14 protein-coding genes are annotated in these 15423 nt (G+C 57.0%); 7 read left to right on the top strand and 7 right to left on the bottom strand.

The features are described from left to right. The first annotated feature begins 12 nt into the window (after positions 1 to 12). The 3 genes from tehB (at position 13) to mgtE (ending at position 2471) form a co-directional block, all read left to right on the top strand. On the top strand, positions 13 to 627 hold the full coding sequence (gene tehB, locus OJ965_RS07470; protein WP_009088764.1) for a tellurite resistance methyltransferase TehB: 615 nt from the start codon (positions 13 to 15) through the stop codon (positions 625 to 627). 101 nt (positions 628 to 728) lie between these two features. Then, positions 729 to 914 (top strand): YfgG family protein, encoded by a 186-nt coding sequence (locus OJ965_RS07465; RefSeq protein WP_033736145.1) that lies wholly within the window; start codon positions 729 to 731, stop codon positions 912 to 914. A 123-nt stretch (positions 915 to 1037) separates the two neighbouring features. Further along, the gene (gene mgtE / locus OJ965_RS07460) at positions 1038 to 2471 is read left to right on the top strand and encodes a magnesium transporter (RefSeq protein WP_265138627.1); all 1434 of its coding nucleotides are present in this window, start codon (positions 1038 to 1040) and stop codon (positions 2469 to 2471) included. 3 nt (positions 2472 to 2474) lie between these two features. On the opposite strand, the gene OJ965_RS07455 is transcribed toward mgtE, so the two are convergent. Further along, positions 2475 to 2972 (bottom strand): helix-turn-helix transcriptional regulator, encoded by a 498-nt coding sequence (locus tag OJ965_RS07455; protein ID WP_046102364.1) that lies wholly within the window; start codon positions 2970 to 2972, stop codon positions 2475 to 2477. A 203-nt stretch (positions 2973 to 3175) separates the two neighbouring features. On the opposite strand from OJ965_RS07455, the gene OJ965_RS07450 reads away from it, so the two are divergent. Continuing rightward, positions 3176 to 3355 carry a hypothetical protein gene (locus OJ965_RS07450; RefSeq protein WP_009088756.1) on the top strand — a complete coding sequence of 60 codons (180 nt, stop codon included), beginning with the start codon at positions 3176 to 3178 and terminating at the stop codon, positions 3353 to 3355. A gap of 32 nt (positions 3356 to 3387) precedes the next feature. On the opposite strand, the gene OJ965_RS07445 is transcribed toward OJ965_RS07450, so the two are convergent. The 3 genes from OJ965_RS07445 to guaB all read right to left on the bottom strand — a co-directional run bounded on the left by OJ965_RS07445 (position 3388) and on the right by guaB (position 7586). Beyond that, on the bottom strand, positions 3388 to 4161 hold the full coding sequence (locus OJ965_RS07445) for a DUF3750 domain-containing protein (RefSeq protein WP_265138624.1): 774 nt from the start codon (positions 4159 to 4161) through the stop codon (positions 3388 to 3390). 309 nt (positions 4162 to 4470) lie between these two features. Beyond that, positions 4471 to 6051, bottom strand: coding sequence for a glutamine-hydrolyzing GMP synthase (guaA, locus tag OJ965_RS07440; RefSeq protein WP_009088749.1), 1581 nt, complete (start codon positions 6049 to 6051; stop codon positions 4471 to 4473). A 68-nt stretch (positions 6052 to 6119) separates the two neighbouring features. Then, on the bottom strand, positions 6120 to 7586 hold the full coding sequence (gene guaB / locus OJ965_RS07435; RefSeq protein WP_009088747.1) for an IMP dehydrogenase: 1467 nt from the start codon (positions 7584 to 7586) through the stop codon (positions 6120 to 6122). A gap of 168 nt (positions 7587 to 7754) precedes the next feature. Between guaB and xseA the strand changes: the two genes are divergently transcribed. The 3 genes from xseA to OJ965_RS07420 all read left to right on the top strand — a co-directional run bounded on the left by xseA (position 7755) and on the right by OJ965_RS07420 (position 10731). Next, positions 7755 to 9128, top strand: coding sequence for an exodeoxyribonuclease VII large subunit (gene xseA / locus OJ965_RS07430; protein ID WP_265139261.1), 1374 nt, complete (start codon positions 7755 to 7757; stop codon positions 9126 to 9128). A gap of 260 nt (positions 9129 to 9388) precedes the next feature. Further along, positions 9389 to 10402 (top strand): M4 family metallopeptidase, encoded by a 1014-nt coding sequence (locus OJ965_RS07425; RefSeq protein WP_009088742.1) that lies wholly within the window; start codon positions 9389 to 9391, stop codon positions 10400 to 10402. Next, the gene (locus OJ965_RS07420) at positions 10399 to 10731 is read left to right on the top strand and encodes a protealysin inhibitor emfourin (protein ID WP_009088741.1); all 333 of its coding nucleotides are present in this window, start codon (positions 10399 to 10401) and stop codon (positions 10729 to 10731) included. Before OJ965_RS07425 ends, OJ965_RS07420 begins: the two co-directional genes overlap by 4 nt. 44 nt (positions 10732 to 10775) lie before the next feature. Here the strand turns inward: OJ965_RS07420 and OJ965_RS07415 are convergent, their stop codons facing one another. The 3 genes from OJ965_RS07415 to der all read right to left on the bottom strand — a co-directional run bounded on the left by OJ965_RS07415 (position 10776) and on the right by der (position 15294). Then, positions 10776 to 13217, bottom strand: coding sequence for a glucose/quinate/shikimate family membrane-bound PQQ-dependent dehydrogenase (locus tag OJ965_RS07415; protein WP_265138618.1), 2442 nt, complete (start codon positions 13215 to 13217; stop codon positions 10776 to 10778). Between the two features lie 301 nt (positions 13218 to 13518). Continuing rightward, on the bottom strand, positions 13519 to 13740 hold the full coding sequence (locus OJ965_RS07410) for a zinc ribbon domain-containing protein (RefSeq protein WP_265138617.1): 222 nt from the start codon (positions 13738 to 13740) through the stop codon (positions 13519 to 13521). Between the two features lie 63 nt (positions 13741 to 13803). Then, on the bottom strand, positions 13804 to 15294 hold the full coding sequence (gene der, locus OJ965_RS07405) for a ribosome biogenesis GTPase Der (protein ID WP_009088735.1): 1491 nt from the start codon (positions 15292 to 15294) through the stop codon (positions 13804 to 13806). Between the last annotated feature and the right edge of the window lie 129 nt (positions 15295 to 15423).

Here is a 15423-nt window from a genome sequence, read left to right as displayed (position 1 = left end):
GAACTGATGACTATGACACAACCAACCACACTGCTTTCAGGCGCAAACTACTTCGCCGAAACCTATGGCCTGACTCCGCCTCACTCTGAAGTGGTTGCGGCTCTGCCCCAGCTCACCGTCGGCAAGGCGCTGGATCTTGGCTGTGGCGTGGGCCGTAACACGCTGTTTCTGAATCAGCAGGGATTTGACGTGACGGCGTGGGATCACAATCCACAAAGTCTGGCGCGCCTGCAGGAGATTGTGACGCAGGAAAACCTCAGCGGTATCCACACCGCGCAGCATGACCTGAACACGACGCGCTTTAATGGCGGCTATGACTTTGTGCTGTCGACCGTGGTGATGATGTTTCTGCAGCCGCAGACCATTCCACAGCTGATTGCGGACATGCAGGCCTGCACGGTGAAATATGGCTTTAACCTGATTGTCGCGGCGATGAACACGGACGATATGCCCTGCCCGGCTGATTTCTCTTTTGCGTTTAAATCGGGGGAACTCAGTCACTACTACCGCAACTGGCACATCGTGAAGTACAACGAGCATCCCGGCCAGCTGCACCGTAAAGATGAAAACGGCCAGCGCATCACCTGCCGCTTTGCCACGCTGCTGGCGCAGAAAGCGAGTTACTGATCATTATCTGCTGTTTTTTTCAACAGCGATTGATTTCATCGGGCGACTGTGACTAAATATTGCAATCGCCCCGATGAGGGTCACTACAGGAACCACCCCGCGTGAACAGCGCTATTTCTCCCCGAAGACGTCAGAAAACCGGCACCATGACCCGCATCGTGTTGCTGATCAGTTTTATCATTCTCTTTAGTCGCCTGATTTTCATCCTGCCTGCTGCCTTCGAACATCATCAGCAACAGAAAGCGACGCCTGGACCGGTTACAGTGACATCAGGCGATACCCGCTAACGCATAGTCCCCTTCTGAACTGAATTTAAAACGTTATCCGACCGATCGGACGCTTTTTTGCATCCCTTTTTCAGGCGAAACGCTACACTTCGTGCTGGTGCTTTCAGACTAAAGGGATCCAATGTGTCTGCCTCTCACTCTCAACGTTTAAGTGAAACCCGTCATCGCATTCTGACGCTGCTGCTCAATGAACACGATCTGGTTGATGCCCTGCTGGAGAAATCCGGCGATCGCCCGCCTGAACAGCAACGTGAAAATGCGGCCCAGCGTGAAGCGCTGGAACAGGATATTCTTCAGCTGCATGCCGCTGACCTTGCCGATATTCTCGAAGCCCTGCCGGAAGAGGAGCGCCAGGCGCTGTGGCGGCTGGTGCCAAACGAGCGGCGCGGTCACGTGCTGGTTGAAGCGTCAGAAACGGTCTGGGCCAGCCTCACGGAGGAGATGAGCGACCGTGATATCCTGCGCGCCATCCAGCCGCTGGATATCGACGATCAGGTCTGGCTGGCGCGCTATCTGCCGCGTGACCTGACCGGACGCCTGCTGGCCACCGTGGAACCTGGCCTGCGCGCCCGGATGCTCAGCATGGTGCAGTTTGACCGCGACCGCGTCGCCAGGGTGATGGATTTCAACATCCTGACGGTGCGTGAAGATGTCACGCTGGCGACGGTGCAGCGTTTCCTGCGCAAGCGCAAAAGTATGCCGGGCGGCACCGATAAGCTCTTCATCACGAATAAAGATAATCAGCTGCTGGGTGAACTGCTGCTGACCGATATCCTGCTGAATAAGCCCAAAACGCTGGTGAGTGAAGTGATGAACGCACGCCCCACCACCTTCCAGCTTAATGACAAGGCAGAAGACGCCGCCAGCGCCTTTGAGCGTTATAACCTCATCTCTGCCGCCGTTACCGATGCAAAAGGCAAACTGATTGGCCGTGTAAGCATTGAAGATATCATCGACCTGGTCAACGCCGAAAACGAAAGCAATATCCGTAAGATGGGCGGTATCAGTCAGGAAGAGGATGTCTTTGCCCCGGTGCATAAGTCAGTCCGTAAACGCTGGGCCTGGCTGGCGATCAACCTCTGCACCGCCTTTGTTGCCTCACGCGTTATCGGGCTGTTTGAAGGGACCATTTCGCAAATCGTCGCCCTCGCGACACTGATGCCGATTGTGGCCGGGATCGGGGGCAACACCGGTAACCAGACGATCACCATGATTGTGCGCGCGCTGGCGCTGCATCAGGTAGAGCCGGGTAACTTCTCGTTTCTGATCGTCCGTGAACTGGGCGTGGCACTGATCAACGGCCTCTTCTGGGGCGGCATCATGGGCGGCATCACCTGGCTGATGTATGACAATATGGCGCTGGGCGGCGTCATGATGCTGGCCATGGCGCTTAATCTGCTGCTGGCGGCGCTGATGGGCGTGCTGGTGCCACTGGTGATGACCAGACTGAAGCGCGATCCGGCCGTCGGCTCCAGCGTTCTGATTACCGCCATCACCGACACCGGCGGCTTCTTTATCTTCCTGGGACTGGCGACGCTGTTTCTGACCTCGCACTGACCCTCAGGCGTGCAGACCGTAGCGTTGCAGTGACCCGCTGAGATTACGCTGGCGCGTCACCTGCGCCAGTTCCCGGGTCGCTACCGGCAGCGCATAGTTACCGCGCTGGTTCAGCCACTCCAGTACATCTGCCAGGTGCCAGATGGCGGTTTTACCGTCATGCACCGGCAGCGGAAATGGCGGGCGGTGGCTGAGCATCAGCTTGCGCATGTTCTGCCGCGACATGCCGATCAGCTCGGCTACATCAGTCAGTCCCACAAAGTCAGGCGCCGCTTCCACCAGCGTAGCACCCGGTATCGCGCGCAGGACCGCCGCTTCTGCCTCTGCCAGTGCCTCCGTCGCGGAGCCTGACTCCCGGGTAAACTCCAGTGCGATTCGCCCCGGCATCCCCAGACCGATCAGCGCATCGTCACAGCCGGCTGCGGCCAGCACTTCCATCATCTCATCTGCCGGCGCATGCCCTTCCGGCAGGCTGAACCGTAATGTAAAACAATATTCCATATGCCTCTCCTTACGCACGTCCTCCCTATCCTCCCGCCGGATTAATAAGTTGTCATCTGACAATCAGAAAAAATATTGTTGTAAGGCTGAGCATGCGCAGACTTTTTCACACAGTAAAACGGTCAGGATCTAAACTGGAAAACGTTACGCAAAAAAATGCCAGTGCGATGCTGGCAGCAATCACGACTCACGACGGAGAAACTATGTTTAAAGCAGAGGATTTTGTTCAGTCGAAAACCGGTGGCCCTAAAATGCAGGTATTGCGCGTTGAAGGTGACACCCTGTATTGCGCACGGGTGGATGATGCGACCAAAAAAGAGATTGAAGTGAAGGCAGAGAGCGTCAACCTCTATCACGAAGAGGGCGATTTTGGCGTGTGCTGAAACAAACCGGCCCCGTTAGCGGGGCCAGACGATCAGGGCTTATCCTGCTGCAGATTGTCGTTACCCAGCCCGCCAATAAACGGCAACCGCAGGCGGAACGGGGTAAAGTCGAGGCCCATGTTCAGACCCAGCAGATTCACTTCGAACCCCTCTTCCGCTCCCAGCGTGACGCCCGCCACACCCAGGACCGATACCTGCAGCCCTCGCCCGGATGGCGGCAGCCCGACCGGACGCCACAGTGGCCGGTAATCTTTGCCCAGGGCATTCGCAGGTAAATCGAGTTTTAAGGCCGGGACTTCGCGACCAATGTGCGCCAGGAAAGTATTGCTGTTGGGCCCCGGCCACGCGTGATAGGTCGTCGGCCAGGGATAGGATTGAATAGCCGCTTCAATCTGCGGGATCATCGCTTCTGCCTCGGGTCCGCGATGGTTCACCAGCAGCCGCGGTTTTGCACCATACCAGTAGCCATCGGGAAGATTGGTATTGTGACGCACTTTATCGCCACTGCCCCAGCTGATTACTTCATAGCGATTGTAGTGCGTTTCACCGGCACGTTTGAAGATGATCCAGGGATGCACCGCGACCCGCCCTTTCCAGCCATAGGTGGCCGCGGCATAGACCTGCACGATAGCCAGATTAGCGAAAGCGCGCGGGTCGGGCGCAATACCGGCTGAATCGCGTCGCGCCGACCACCAGCCGCCCCGCTCTGCGGTTTCGCTGTGACGGGTTGCCTGGGCGATACTGGCTCCCAGAGAGAGGAGCAATACGACAACAAAAAACAGGCTGAACACTTTGAGTGAGAGCATGACAACATTCCTGGTGGCGTCAGAATCAGGAAACGCCTGCGGTGCGGGCGGTTTCCGTAAGCGGCGGCTTTGAGATATGGATAATCGGTAAAAGCGGCGAGTCAAAAGCGGGTGTCAGACAGGAAACCCGACGTACTTTTGCTGACCAGCAGAATAGCGCAATTTGCGGCAAAGTGAACAGAAAATCGCCAGGGTCGGGTGCGGATGTGCTGAAAGGTTAAAACGGCGGTTCGGCAGCCAGCCAGGGCAGAAAAAAGCCCGCTGAGAAGCGGGCTTGAACATCGTCAGGGTAAACCGGCTACAGGCCGATCACTCCCACTCAATTGTCGCCGGTGGCTTACCGCTGATGTCATACACCACGCGGGAAATCCCGTTGATTTCATTGATGATACGGTTAGAGACGCGGCCCAGGAAATCATACGGCAGATGCGCCCAGTGAGCGGTCATAAAGTCGATGGTTTCCACCGCGCGCAGTGAAACCACCCAGTCATATTTACGGCCATCGCCCATCACACCGACCGAGCGAACCGGCAGGAAGACGGTGAACGCCTGGCTGACTTTGTTGTAGAGATCCGCTTTGTGCAGCTCTTCGATGAAGATAGCATCGGCACGACGCAGCAGATCGCAATACTCTTTCTTCACTTCGCCCAGCACGCGCACGCCCAGACCCGGGCCCGGGAACGGATGGCGGAACAGCATGTCGTACGGCAGGCCCAGCTCCAGACCAATCTTACGCACTTCGTCTTTGAACAGCTCTTTCAGCGGCTCAACCAGGCCCATCTTCATCTCTTTCGGCAGGCCGCCAACGTTGTGGTGCGACTTGATGACGTGCGCTTTACCGGTGGCTGACGCCGCCGATTCAATCACGTCCGGATAGATGGTGCCCTGCGCCAGCCACTTAACGTCTTCCAGCTTCAGCGCTTCTTCGTCAAACACTTCCACAAAGACGCGACCAATGGTTTTACGCTTGGCTTCAGGTTCATCAATACCCGCCAGTGCGTCCAGGAAACGCTGCTCAGCCGGGACATGGACGATGTTGAGACCAAAGTGATCGCCAAACATATCCATCACCTGCTGCGCTTCGTTCAGGCGCAGCAGACCGTTATCCACAAACACGCAGGTCAGACGGTCGCCAATGGCACGGTGCAGCAGCATCGCCGTTACCGATGAATCCACACCGCCAGACAGACCGAGGATAACTTTGTCATTTCCTACCTGCTCACGCAGACGTTCTACCGCATCTTCGATGATTTTAGCTGGCGTCCATAGGGCTTCACATTCACAAATGTCGATGATGAAGCGCTCAAGCATCCGCAGGCCCTGACGGGTATGGGTCACTTCCGGGTGGAACTGCACGCCGTAGAAACGCTTCTCTTCGTTCGCCATGATGGCAAACGGACAGGTTTCGGTGCTGGCAACGGTTACGAAGTCAGCCGGGATAGCGGTGACTTTATCGCCGTGGCTCATCCAGACATCCAGCAGCGGTTTACCGGCCGCGCTGATCGCATCTTCGATATCGCGAACCAGAGCGCTTGGCGTGGTCACTTCAACCTGCGCATAACCGAACTCACGTTCGTTTGAACCGGCAACGGCGCCGCCCAGCTGCATCGCCATGGTCTGCATACCGTAGCAGACGCCGAGGACCGGCACGCCAGCATTAAAGACATATTCCGGCGCACGCGGGCTGTTCAGTTCGGTGGTGCTCTCCGGGCCACCGGAAAGGATGATGCCGCTTGGGTTGAACTGGCGAATCTGCTCTTCGCTCACATCCCATGCCCAGAGTTCACAGTAAACGCCAAGCTCGCGCACGCGGCGTGCCACCAGCTGAGTATATTGCGAGCCGAAATCGAGAATCAGAATGCGATGCTTATGGATATTTTCCGTCGTCATTGAGGGGGTTCCAGAACGGTGACTTAATAAATAAAAGCGCCCGGCTTAAGCCGGGCGGGAAATCGGAATTACGAGCCCATACGGTAGTTCGGTGACTCTTTGGTGATGGTCACATCATGTACGTGACTCTCATTAATGCCAGCGCCGCTGATGCGGACAAACTCCGCTTTGGTGCGCAGGTCATCAATGGTCGGGCAACCGGTCAGGCCCATGCATGAACGCAGTCCACCCATCTGCTGATGGACGATCTCTTTCAGACGGCCTTTATAAGCCACGCGGCCTTCGATGCCTTCCGGCACCAGTTTGTCTGCGGCGTTATCAGTCTGGAAGTAACGGTCTGAAGAGCCTTTGGACATCGCGCCCAGTGAACCCATGCCGCGGTAGGATTTGAATGCACGACCCTGGTAGAGCTCGATCTCGCCCGGAGACTCTTCGGTGCCCGCCAGCATTGAACCCACCATGACACAGGAGGCTCCCGCCGCGATCGCTTTTGCGATATCACCGGAGAAGCGGATACCGCCATCGGCGATGACCGGAATACCGGTGCCTTCCAGTGCAGTCACGGCGTCAGAGACGGCGGTGATCTGCGGAACACCGACACCGGTGACGATACGGGTAGTACAGATAGAGCCAGGGCCGATACCGACTTTGACCGCGCTGACGCCGGCCTCAACCAGTGCCAGTGCGCCGGCACCGGTAGCAACGTTACCGCCGACAATTTCGAGGTCCGGATATTTAGCACGGGTTTCACGGATACGGGAGAGCACGCCTTCAGAGTGACCGTGAGAAGAGTCAATCAGCAGCACGTCAACGCCCGCAGCAACCAGCGCATCGATGCGCTCTTCATTGCCTGCACCGGCACCGACAGCGGCACCCACACGCAGACGGCCCTGCGCATCTTTACAGGCGTTAGGCTTACGTTCGGCTTTCTGGAAGTCTTTAACGGTGATCATGCCCAGCAGATGGAAGCTGTCATCCACGACCAGCGCTTTCTCTACACGTTTTTCATGCATTTTGTGCAGCACGACATCACGCGCTTCACCCTCTTTCACCGTCACCAGACGATCTTTCGGGGTCATAACCGCAGAAACAGGCTGAGAGAGATCGGTCACAAAGCGCACGTCACGACCGGTGATGATACCGACCAGTTCATTGTCGCGGTTAACCACCGGATAGCCTGCAAAGCCGTTGCGCTCGGTCAGCGCTTTGACGTCAGCCAGTGGGGTGGTCGGCAGTACGGTCTGCGGTTCAGTCACGACGCCGCTCTCATGTTTCTTCACCTTGCGCACTTCGTCCGCCTGGCGTTCAATCGACATATTTTTATGGATGAAGCCAAGGCCGCCTTCCTGTGCCAGCGCAATTGCCAGACCCGCTTCGGTCACGGTGTCCATGGCAGCGGAAAGCATAGGAATGTTTAAACGGATGTTTTTGGTCAGCTGTGTGCTGAGATCGGCCGTATTAGGCAGGACGGTGGAGTGAGCAGGAACGAGCAGAACGTCGTCAAAAGTGAGTGCTTCTTTAGCGATTCTTAACATGGCAATACTCCACCTCGGGTGATTGAGATTAGATAAAATATTGCCGCGGCATTATACAGGCCGTAATCGATTGCCTCCACTATTATTTACGAAAAACTCTTGATCCGCACTGACAGCCCTGTAGTATCGGTGAATTAACCTGCTGATTTGGAATTTGATCTTCGTCACATGTCGCTGCCATCCAACGCCAATATTTTTACCGTCAGCCGTCTCAATACGACAGTGCGTCAGCTGCTGGAGAAAGAGATGGGCCTGGTCTGGATCAGCGCCGAGATCTCCAATTTTACTCAGCCGGCTTCCGGTCACTGGTACTTCACGCTGAAAGATGATGGTGCTCAGGTTCGCTGCGCCATGTTCCGCAACAGCAATCGTCGCGTCACTTTTCGTCCGCAGCACGGCCAGCAGGTGCTGGTACGCGCCAGCATCACCCTCTACGAGCCACGCGGCGACTATCAGCTGATTGCCGAAAGTATGCATCCGGCGGGCGAAGGGCTGTTGCAGCAGCAGTTTGAACTGCTGAAGGCAAAGCTGTCGACCGAAGGATTGTTCGACCCGCAGTATAAGCAGCCGCTGCCGGAACCGGCGCGTCAGGTCGGGGTGATCACCTCGGCGACCGGCGCCGCCCTGCACGATGTGTTACGCGTGCTGCATCGCCGCGATCCCTCCCTGCCTGTGGTCATCTATCCTACTGTCGTGCAGGGTGTCGATGCGCCTGCGGCTATCGTCCGGGCGATTGAAGTCGCTAACCTGCGCAATGAATGCGACGTGTTAATTGTCGGGCGCGGCGGCGGTTCGCTGGAAGATTTGTGGAGCTTTAACGACGAACGGGTAGCGCGCGCGATTTTTGCCAGCCGCATTCCCATCGTCAGCGCAGTCGGACACGAAACCGACGTCACCATTGCCGACTTCGTCGCAGATTTACGCGCGCCCACACCGTCGGCCGCAGCAGAAATTGTCAGCCGCAATCAGCTTGAATTGCTGCGTCAACTGCAGTCGCAGCAGCAGCGGCTGGAGATGGCGATGGATTACTATCTGGCGCGCCAGCAGCGGCTTTACAGCCGCCTGGAGCATCGCCTGCAGCAGCAGCATCCGCAGCTGCGTCTGGCCCGCCAGCAGACTGCCCTCTTTCGCCTGCAGCAGCGTCTGGGTGATGCGATGGAAACCCGCCTGCGTCACGCTACCCGTCAGCAGGATCGCCTGCAGCACCGGCTCAGTGCCCAACAGCCGCAGCAGCGCCTGTTCGAAGCGCAGAAGCAGCTGCAAAGCTGGCACTACCGCCTGCAGCAGAGTATGACCACTCAGCTGAGCAGCGGAAAACAGCAGTTTGGTCAGCTGGTAGCGCAGCTGGAGGGCGTCAGTCCCCTGGCCACGCTGGCACGCGGATTCAGCGTCACGACCGACACCACCGGACAGGTGGTGAAAAAAACGGCGCAGCTGCAGAGCGGCGACCTGCTGCGCACCCGTCTGGATGATGGCTGGGTCGAAAGCCAGGTCACACAGTTACTGCCTGAGAAAAAGCGTCGCCGCAAAACCGCCTCCTGACCCGTTCCGCCCTCATCACCCTTCCTTTCCAGTTATGGCTGGTCTCATTTACCGCGTGCATTCGCCGTGACCGGTCTATACTTCTGGTACATCTCTGCTGCCAGAGCGTTTCAGATGGCCTGTCAGCGTGGTCTGCCTGACGGGTCTGTACTCTCCGGTACATCTCTGCTGCCAGGGAGTTTCAGATGGCCTGTCAAAGTTGTCTGCCTGACGGGTCTATACTCTCCGGTACCTCTTTCTCAGCTGCCAAGGAGTTTCAGATGGCTTACTGCGTTATTCCTCCCTATATCCTTCGTAAGATCATTGCTCACGGTTCCGGTCACCAGCAGGCGCAGGCGCGTCGCACCCTGACCCACGTTCAGCACCTGATGGCAGAACACTGGCAAAAGCCCGCCGTGGCTAAAACGGCTGCGGGCGGCCATGTGGACCGGGAAATTTATGATGCCCAGGGCAGAGAAACCCTGCCCGGTAAGCTGATTCGACAGGAGGGCCAGCCCGCCAGCGATGATGTGGCGGCTGAAGAAGCCTGGGACTACCTCGGCGTGACCTATGACTTTTTCTGGCAGGCTTATCAGCGTAACTCGCTGGATAATCAGGGACTGAAGCTGCTTGGTACCGTCCATTACGGGGAAAAATATCAGAACGCCTTCTGGAACGGTCAGCAGATGGTATTTGGTGACGGTGACGGCGAAATTTTTAATCGCTTTACCATTGCGATTGATGTGGTGGCGCATGAACTCGCGCATGGTGTCACGGAAAATGAAGCCGGATTGATCTACTTTGAGCAGGCGGGCGCACTGAATGAGTCCCTGTCTGACGTTTTCGGCTCCCTGGTCAAACAGTACAGCAAGAAACAGCGCGCCGAAGAGGCGGACTGGATTATCGGTGAAGGTCTGCTGGCAAGCGGCATCAATGGGCGCGGGTTACGTTCAATGTCTGAACCCGGCACCGCCTACGATGACCCGATGCTGGGTAAAGATCCGCAACCGGCGCACATGGATGACTATGTGAAAACCCGTGAAGATAATGGCGGAGTTCACATCAACTCCGGTATTCCTAACCGGGCATTTTATCTGGCGGCCACCGCGCTGGGCGGCTTTGCCTGGGAGCAGGCAGGCTACGCCTGGTATGACACCCTGTGTGACGACGAGCTGCCTCAGGATGCGGACTTTAAGACCTTTGCCCGCTTCACCGTTCAGCACGGTGAAAAGCGCTTTAATTCGTCGGTCGGCCGTGCCATTGAACAGGCGTGGAAGGAGGTTGGCGTGCTATGAGTGAACTGCCCGAACTCACCGATGACGCCACTGTCATCGTCGCGCGTGAAGGCGGCATGGCCTTTATTCCGGGGCTGCGCGCCGAGCGTCGCTTTATGCTGGGCGATCTGCCACCGCCTGAAAAACAGCGCGTCTGCCATGCGCTGGAACAGGCGATGCCGCTGGGCGAACCCGAGGAGAAAGCCGCGCAGGTGGGCAGTGGCGATCAGCGCTATTTTCGCATCCAGATCCAGTATGCGACCCGCCGTGAGGTCGGCACCATTGTGCTGCTGATCCCGGAACAGGTCGCCCCTCCCGAATTGCAGGCGCTGTGGCGCGACGGCAAATAAGCAAAAAAAGGGCCGACAATGTCGGCCCTTTTCCTTTTGCGATATTACTTGCTGTCTGGCAGCGCGTAAGCAATCACGTAATCACCGCGGTCCGGTGACTGACGTGCACCACCTGCCGAGATGAGGATGTACTGCTTACCATCTTTCGGTGAGACGTAGCTCATCGGGCCACCCTGACTGCCGACCGGCAGGCGCGCTTTCCACACCTCTTTACCGGTTGAAGAATCAAAGGCGCGCAGATAGTAATCCTGGGTACCGGCGATGAAGACCAGGCCACCCTGCGTTGCCAGCGTTCCGCCCAGCGTCGGCATACCAATCGGCATTTTCACGCCCATTTTGATACCAAACGGTCCGGTGTCCTGCACGGTACCAACCGGTACCTGCCAGACGATTTTCTGGGTTTTCATGTCGATCGCCGACAGCGTACCAAATGGCGGCTTCTGACAAGGGATGCCCAGCGGAGACATAAAGCGGTTTTTGTTTACGGCGTACGGCGTGCCTTTCAGCGGTACCGCACCCATACCGGTGTTGATCGCTTCGCCACCATTGCTGCCACGTGAAATGCTGTTGGTGTCAGCCGGGATCATCTGCACCCACAGGCCGAGACGCATATCGTTAACGAACAGCAGATGGTTGTTAGGGTCAGTCGACATGCTGCCCCAGTTCATTCCACCCAGCGAGCCCGGGAAGCTCAGCGACTTGTCGGTGTCCGGCACGGTGAACAGGCCGTTATAACGCATCGATTTAAAAGCAACACGGCAGGCCAGCTGATCAAACGGCGTCGCTCCCCACATGTCAGACTCTTTCAGCGTCTGGTTGCCAATCTGCGGCATGCCGGTCGAGTGTGGCTGGGTTTTGGTGTACTGCTCGTTCGGGATATGGCCCTGCGGCATCGGCAGCTCTTCGACTTTGGTCAAAGGCTTACCGGTCATCCGGTCGAGCACAAAGATCATGCCGGTTTTACCGCCGATCACCACCGCTGGCGTGGTGCTGCCATCTTTCTGCGGGAAGTCGATCAGGCTTGGCTGCATCGGCAGGTCAAAGTCCCACAGATCGTTGTGCACGGTCTGATAGACCCACTTCTCTTTACCGGTGGTGGCATCCAGCGCCAGCACGGATGCGCCATATTTGTGATCCAGTGGGGTACGGTTCGCGCCCCAGAGGTCAACAGAGGAGCTGCCCATCGGAATGAACACGGTGTTCATGGTCGGATCGTATGACATCGGTGCCCAGGAGTTCGGCGTACTGCGGGTGTACTCCTTGCCCGGCATCAGGATCGCATTCGGGTCAACGTTGCCCGGGTCAAACGCCCAGCGCATCTTGCCGGTGATAACGTCGAATCCACGCAGCACGCCGCCCGGCATATCGGTCTGTACGTTATCCGCCACGCGTCCGCCAACCACGACAGTGGTGCCTGCCAGCGTAGGGGCTGAGGTCAGCTGATACTGCGGGTCTGGCGCCTTACCGATGCCGGCTTTCAGATCGACAATGCCGTGATCGCCAAAGTCTTCACAGAACTCACCGTTGTCGGCGTTGATGGCAATCAGACGCGCGTCGATGGTGTTCATCAGAATACGACGCTGACAGGTGTCACCGGCAGGCAGGGTAACGGCCGTTACCGGAACTGACCCCGGCTTGTCCGGCTGTTGCAGCGGTTTCGTCGCGTCAAAGTAAGCCAGACCACGGCAGCGCGGCCAGACTTCAGCCTGCGCATTGATTTCGCGTTTCCAGATCTGCTTACCGCTGTTCGCTTCCACCGCAATCACATTATTGTGTGGGGTGCAGAGATAAATCGTGTTGCCAATCTGCAACGGCGTCTGCTGATCTTCTGCGCCGTTACCGGTCGGGCTGACCGGGGTGTCACCGGTGCGGAAGGTCCAGGCAACTTTCAGATCCTTCACGTTGTCGCGGGTAATCTGGTCCAGCGCCACAAAGCGGCTGCCCTGCGGCGTATTGCCGTAGTTATCCCAGTCTTTCTGCTGTTTGGTTTTATCGACCGGGATCAGCGGCAGCTCTTCACCATTACCGGCCACGGTAGGATGCGGCTGGAACATCTGCACCAGCGTGACCACCATGCCTGCGGCCAGCAGTGCGGAGAAGATATAGGAAGGTTTTGCCAGTGAGGGCTTACCTTCATGCTTACGCAGTGAAGGCCAGATCAGGAAGGCCAGCAGTGTCAGTCCGGCTGGCACCATCAGGCGTGAGACCAGCGGCCAGAAATCCAGGCCGGCATCAAACAGCGACCAGATCAGCGTGCCGATAAAGACCAGCAGGAAAAGAACCGCTGCCGACGATTTGCGGCGGAAGAACTGAATTGCGGAAAGTACGATGACGATCCCCGCAATCAAAAAGTACCAGCTGCCGCCAAGCGCAACCAGTTTGCCGCCACCGATTGCAAAGAACAGACCGGTTGCAAGCAGCACCAGTCCGAGCAGCACGGATGCGATTCCCAACCCCCTGGCGGAGCGGGAGGATGTTTCAGCCATAAACTATCTCTCCTGAATAAACAGAACGTCCGGACAGGTGCCGTCCGGACTCCGCGCCTTAAACGTTCTGCGCAGAGCCCCGTTCTGTTTCAAATCAATTATAAACAGACCCGCGTCCGTAAGAATCTGAGGGCCGGAAGCCTACAGATGTGGCTGGCCCCTCCCACGACGCGGCAGGATTGTACCACCTGGTACATAACCGAGTGAACATATACAACTCATTTGTTACGACGTAATAGCATTTTTGCTACAAAACGGCGGGCGGGTCGGGTTCGCCGGTGCGTTTAATCATAGCCAAATCTTACGGTGTGGACGGCTGAAACTGCACCCGCCTGCGCGAGATCAATCCGTGGCCATGTTGACAAAAATAGTCGACCGCACCGCAGGCTTTCAGTACCGTCAGTGGCTGGTAACACTCCGGACAGACGGGCTGCGCCGGATAGTGCGCACTGCAGCGGTCACAGATAAATTCGCCGTCGCTGAGCCGCAGTGGCTGCTGACATTTTTCGCAGTGAATAGTCACCTTTCTCCTCCTGAGTGGCGTGTTCAGCACAAAAAAAAAGAGGGCCTCATGGCCCTCTTCTCGTTAACGCTTATTCTTTTTCATATGCGCCATCAGACGCTTACGTTTACGCTGCTGCGTCGGCGTCAGCAGGTTACGCTTGCCTTCATAAGGGTTCTCACCCTCTTTGAACTGAATACGGATTGGCGTTCCCATCACATTCAGGGATTTGCGGAAATAGTTCATCAGGTAGCGCTTGTAAGAATCTGGCAGATCTTTCACCTGATTCCCGTGGATAACCACGATGGGCGGGTTGTAACCACCGGCATGGGCATACTTAAGCTTAACGCGACGGCCGCGCACCAGAGGTGGCTGGTGATCGTCTGCCGCCATGTTCATGATGCGCGTCAGCAGCGAGGTGTTTACGCGCCGGGTCGAACAGTCATAGGCTTCAGTGATCGATTCAAACAGGTTACCCACGCCGCTGCCGTGCAGCGCAGAGATAAAGTGGATGCGGGCGAAATCGATAAAGCCCAGACGGAAGTCCAGCGTCTCTTTCACTTCGTCACGCACTTCCTGCGACAGGCCATCCCATTTGTTAACCACGATTACCAGCGAGCGGCCACTGTTGAGAATAAAGCCCAGCAGGGAGAGATCCTGATCCGAGATACCGGCGTGGGCGTCGATGACCAGCATCACCACATTGGCATCTTCAATCGCCTGCAGCGTCTTGATCACCGAGAATTTCTCTACGGTGTCAGAAATCTTGGCGCGCTTACGCACCCCGGCGGTGTCGATCAGTACGTAATCACGTCCGTCACGCTCCATCGGAATATAGATACTGTCGCGAGTGGTGCCGGGCATATCGTAGACCACTACGCGGTCTTCACCGAGGATACGGTTAGTAAGCGTTGACTTACCTACGTTAGGACGCCCCACGATGGCCAGCTTGATAGGTAAACCTGTCGGGTCGAAGTTTTCTTCTTCCTCGGCGGCTTCCTGCTCAGCGATCTCCTCGGCGTCCAGCGCCGCCCAGTAAGCCTGGTTCTCTTCTTCTTCGGTCAGTTCGACCGGCTCAACCGTCTCCATCCACGGCAGCAGCGCCGTTTCAATCAGGCTGGTGACACCACGACCGTGCGACGCCGCAATGGCGTGGATCTCGCCCAGGCCGAGTGAATAGAAGTCGATAACCGCCTGATCCGGATCGAGCCCGTCAGTTTTGTTCGCCACCAGGAAAGTGGCTTTCTGGCGGGAACGCAGGTGTTTAGCGATTTGCTGATCGGCGGCCATCATGCCCGCACGTGCGTCGACCATAAATAGTACGACATCCGCTTCTTCAATCGCCAGCAGTGACTGCTCGGCCATCCGCGTTTCAACACCCTCTTCGGTGCCGTCGATACCACCGGTATCAATAACAATAAATTCGCGCCCTTCCACTTCGGCGCGACCATATTTGCGATCGCGAGTCAGTCCGGGAAAATCCGCTACCAGCGCATCACGAGTGCGGGTTAAGCGGTTAAATAGCGTAGATTTTCCCACATTGGGACGCCCAACCAGCGCGACCACAGGTACCATAACAAAATGCCTCAATAAAAAATGAATCGCCCGAATGGCGTGATTATAACGGCTCTGGCCGTTAAGTTCAGGCTTAAGGCGCAAAGAATACCATGCCTGACTAAAAACGAAACGGCCCCTGATTAAATC

The sequence above is a fragment of the Pantoea anthophila genome (assembly GCF_026104315.1).
In the GTDB taxonomy this organism is placed as follows: Bacteria; Pseudomonadota; Gammaproteobacteria; order Enterobacterales; family Enterobacteriaceae; genus Pantoea; species Pantoea anthophila.
This window is presented reverse-complemented; position numbering and strand designations above follow the sequence as displayed.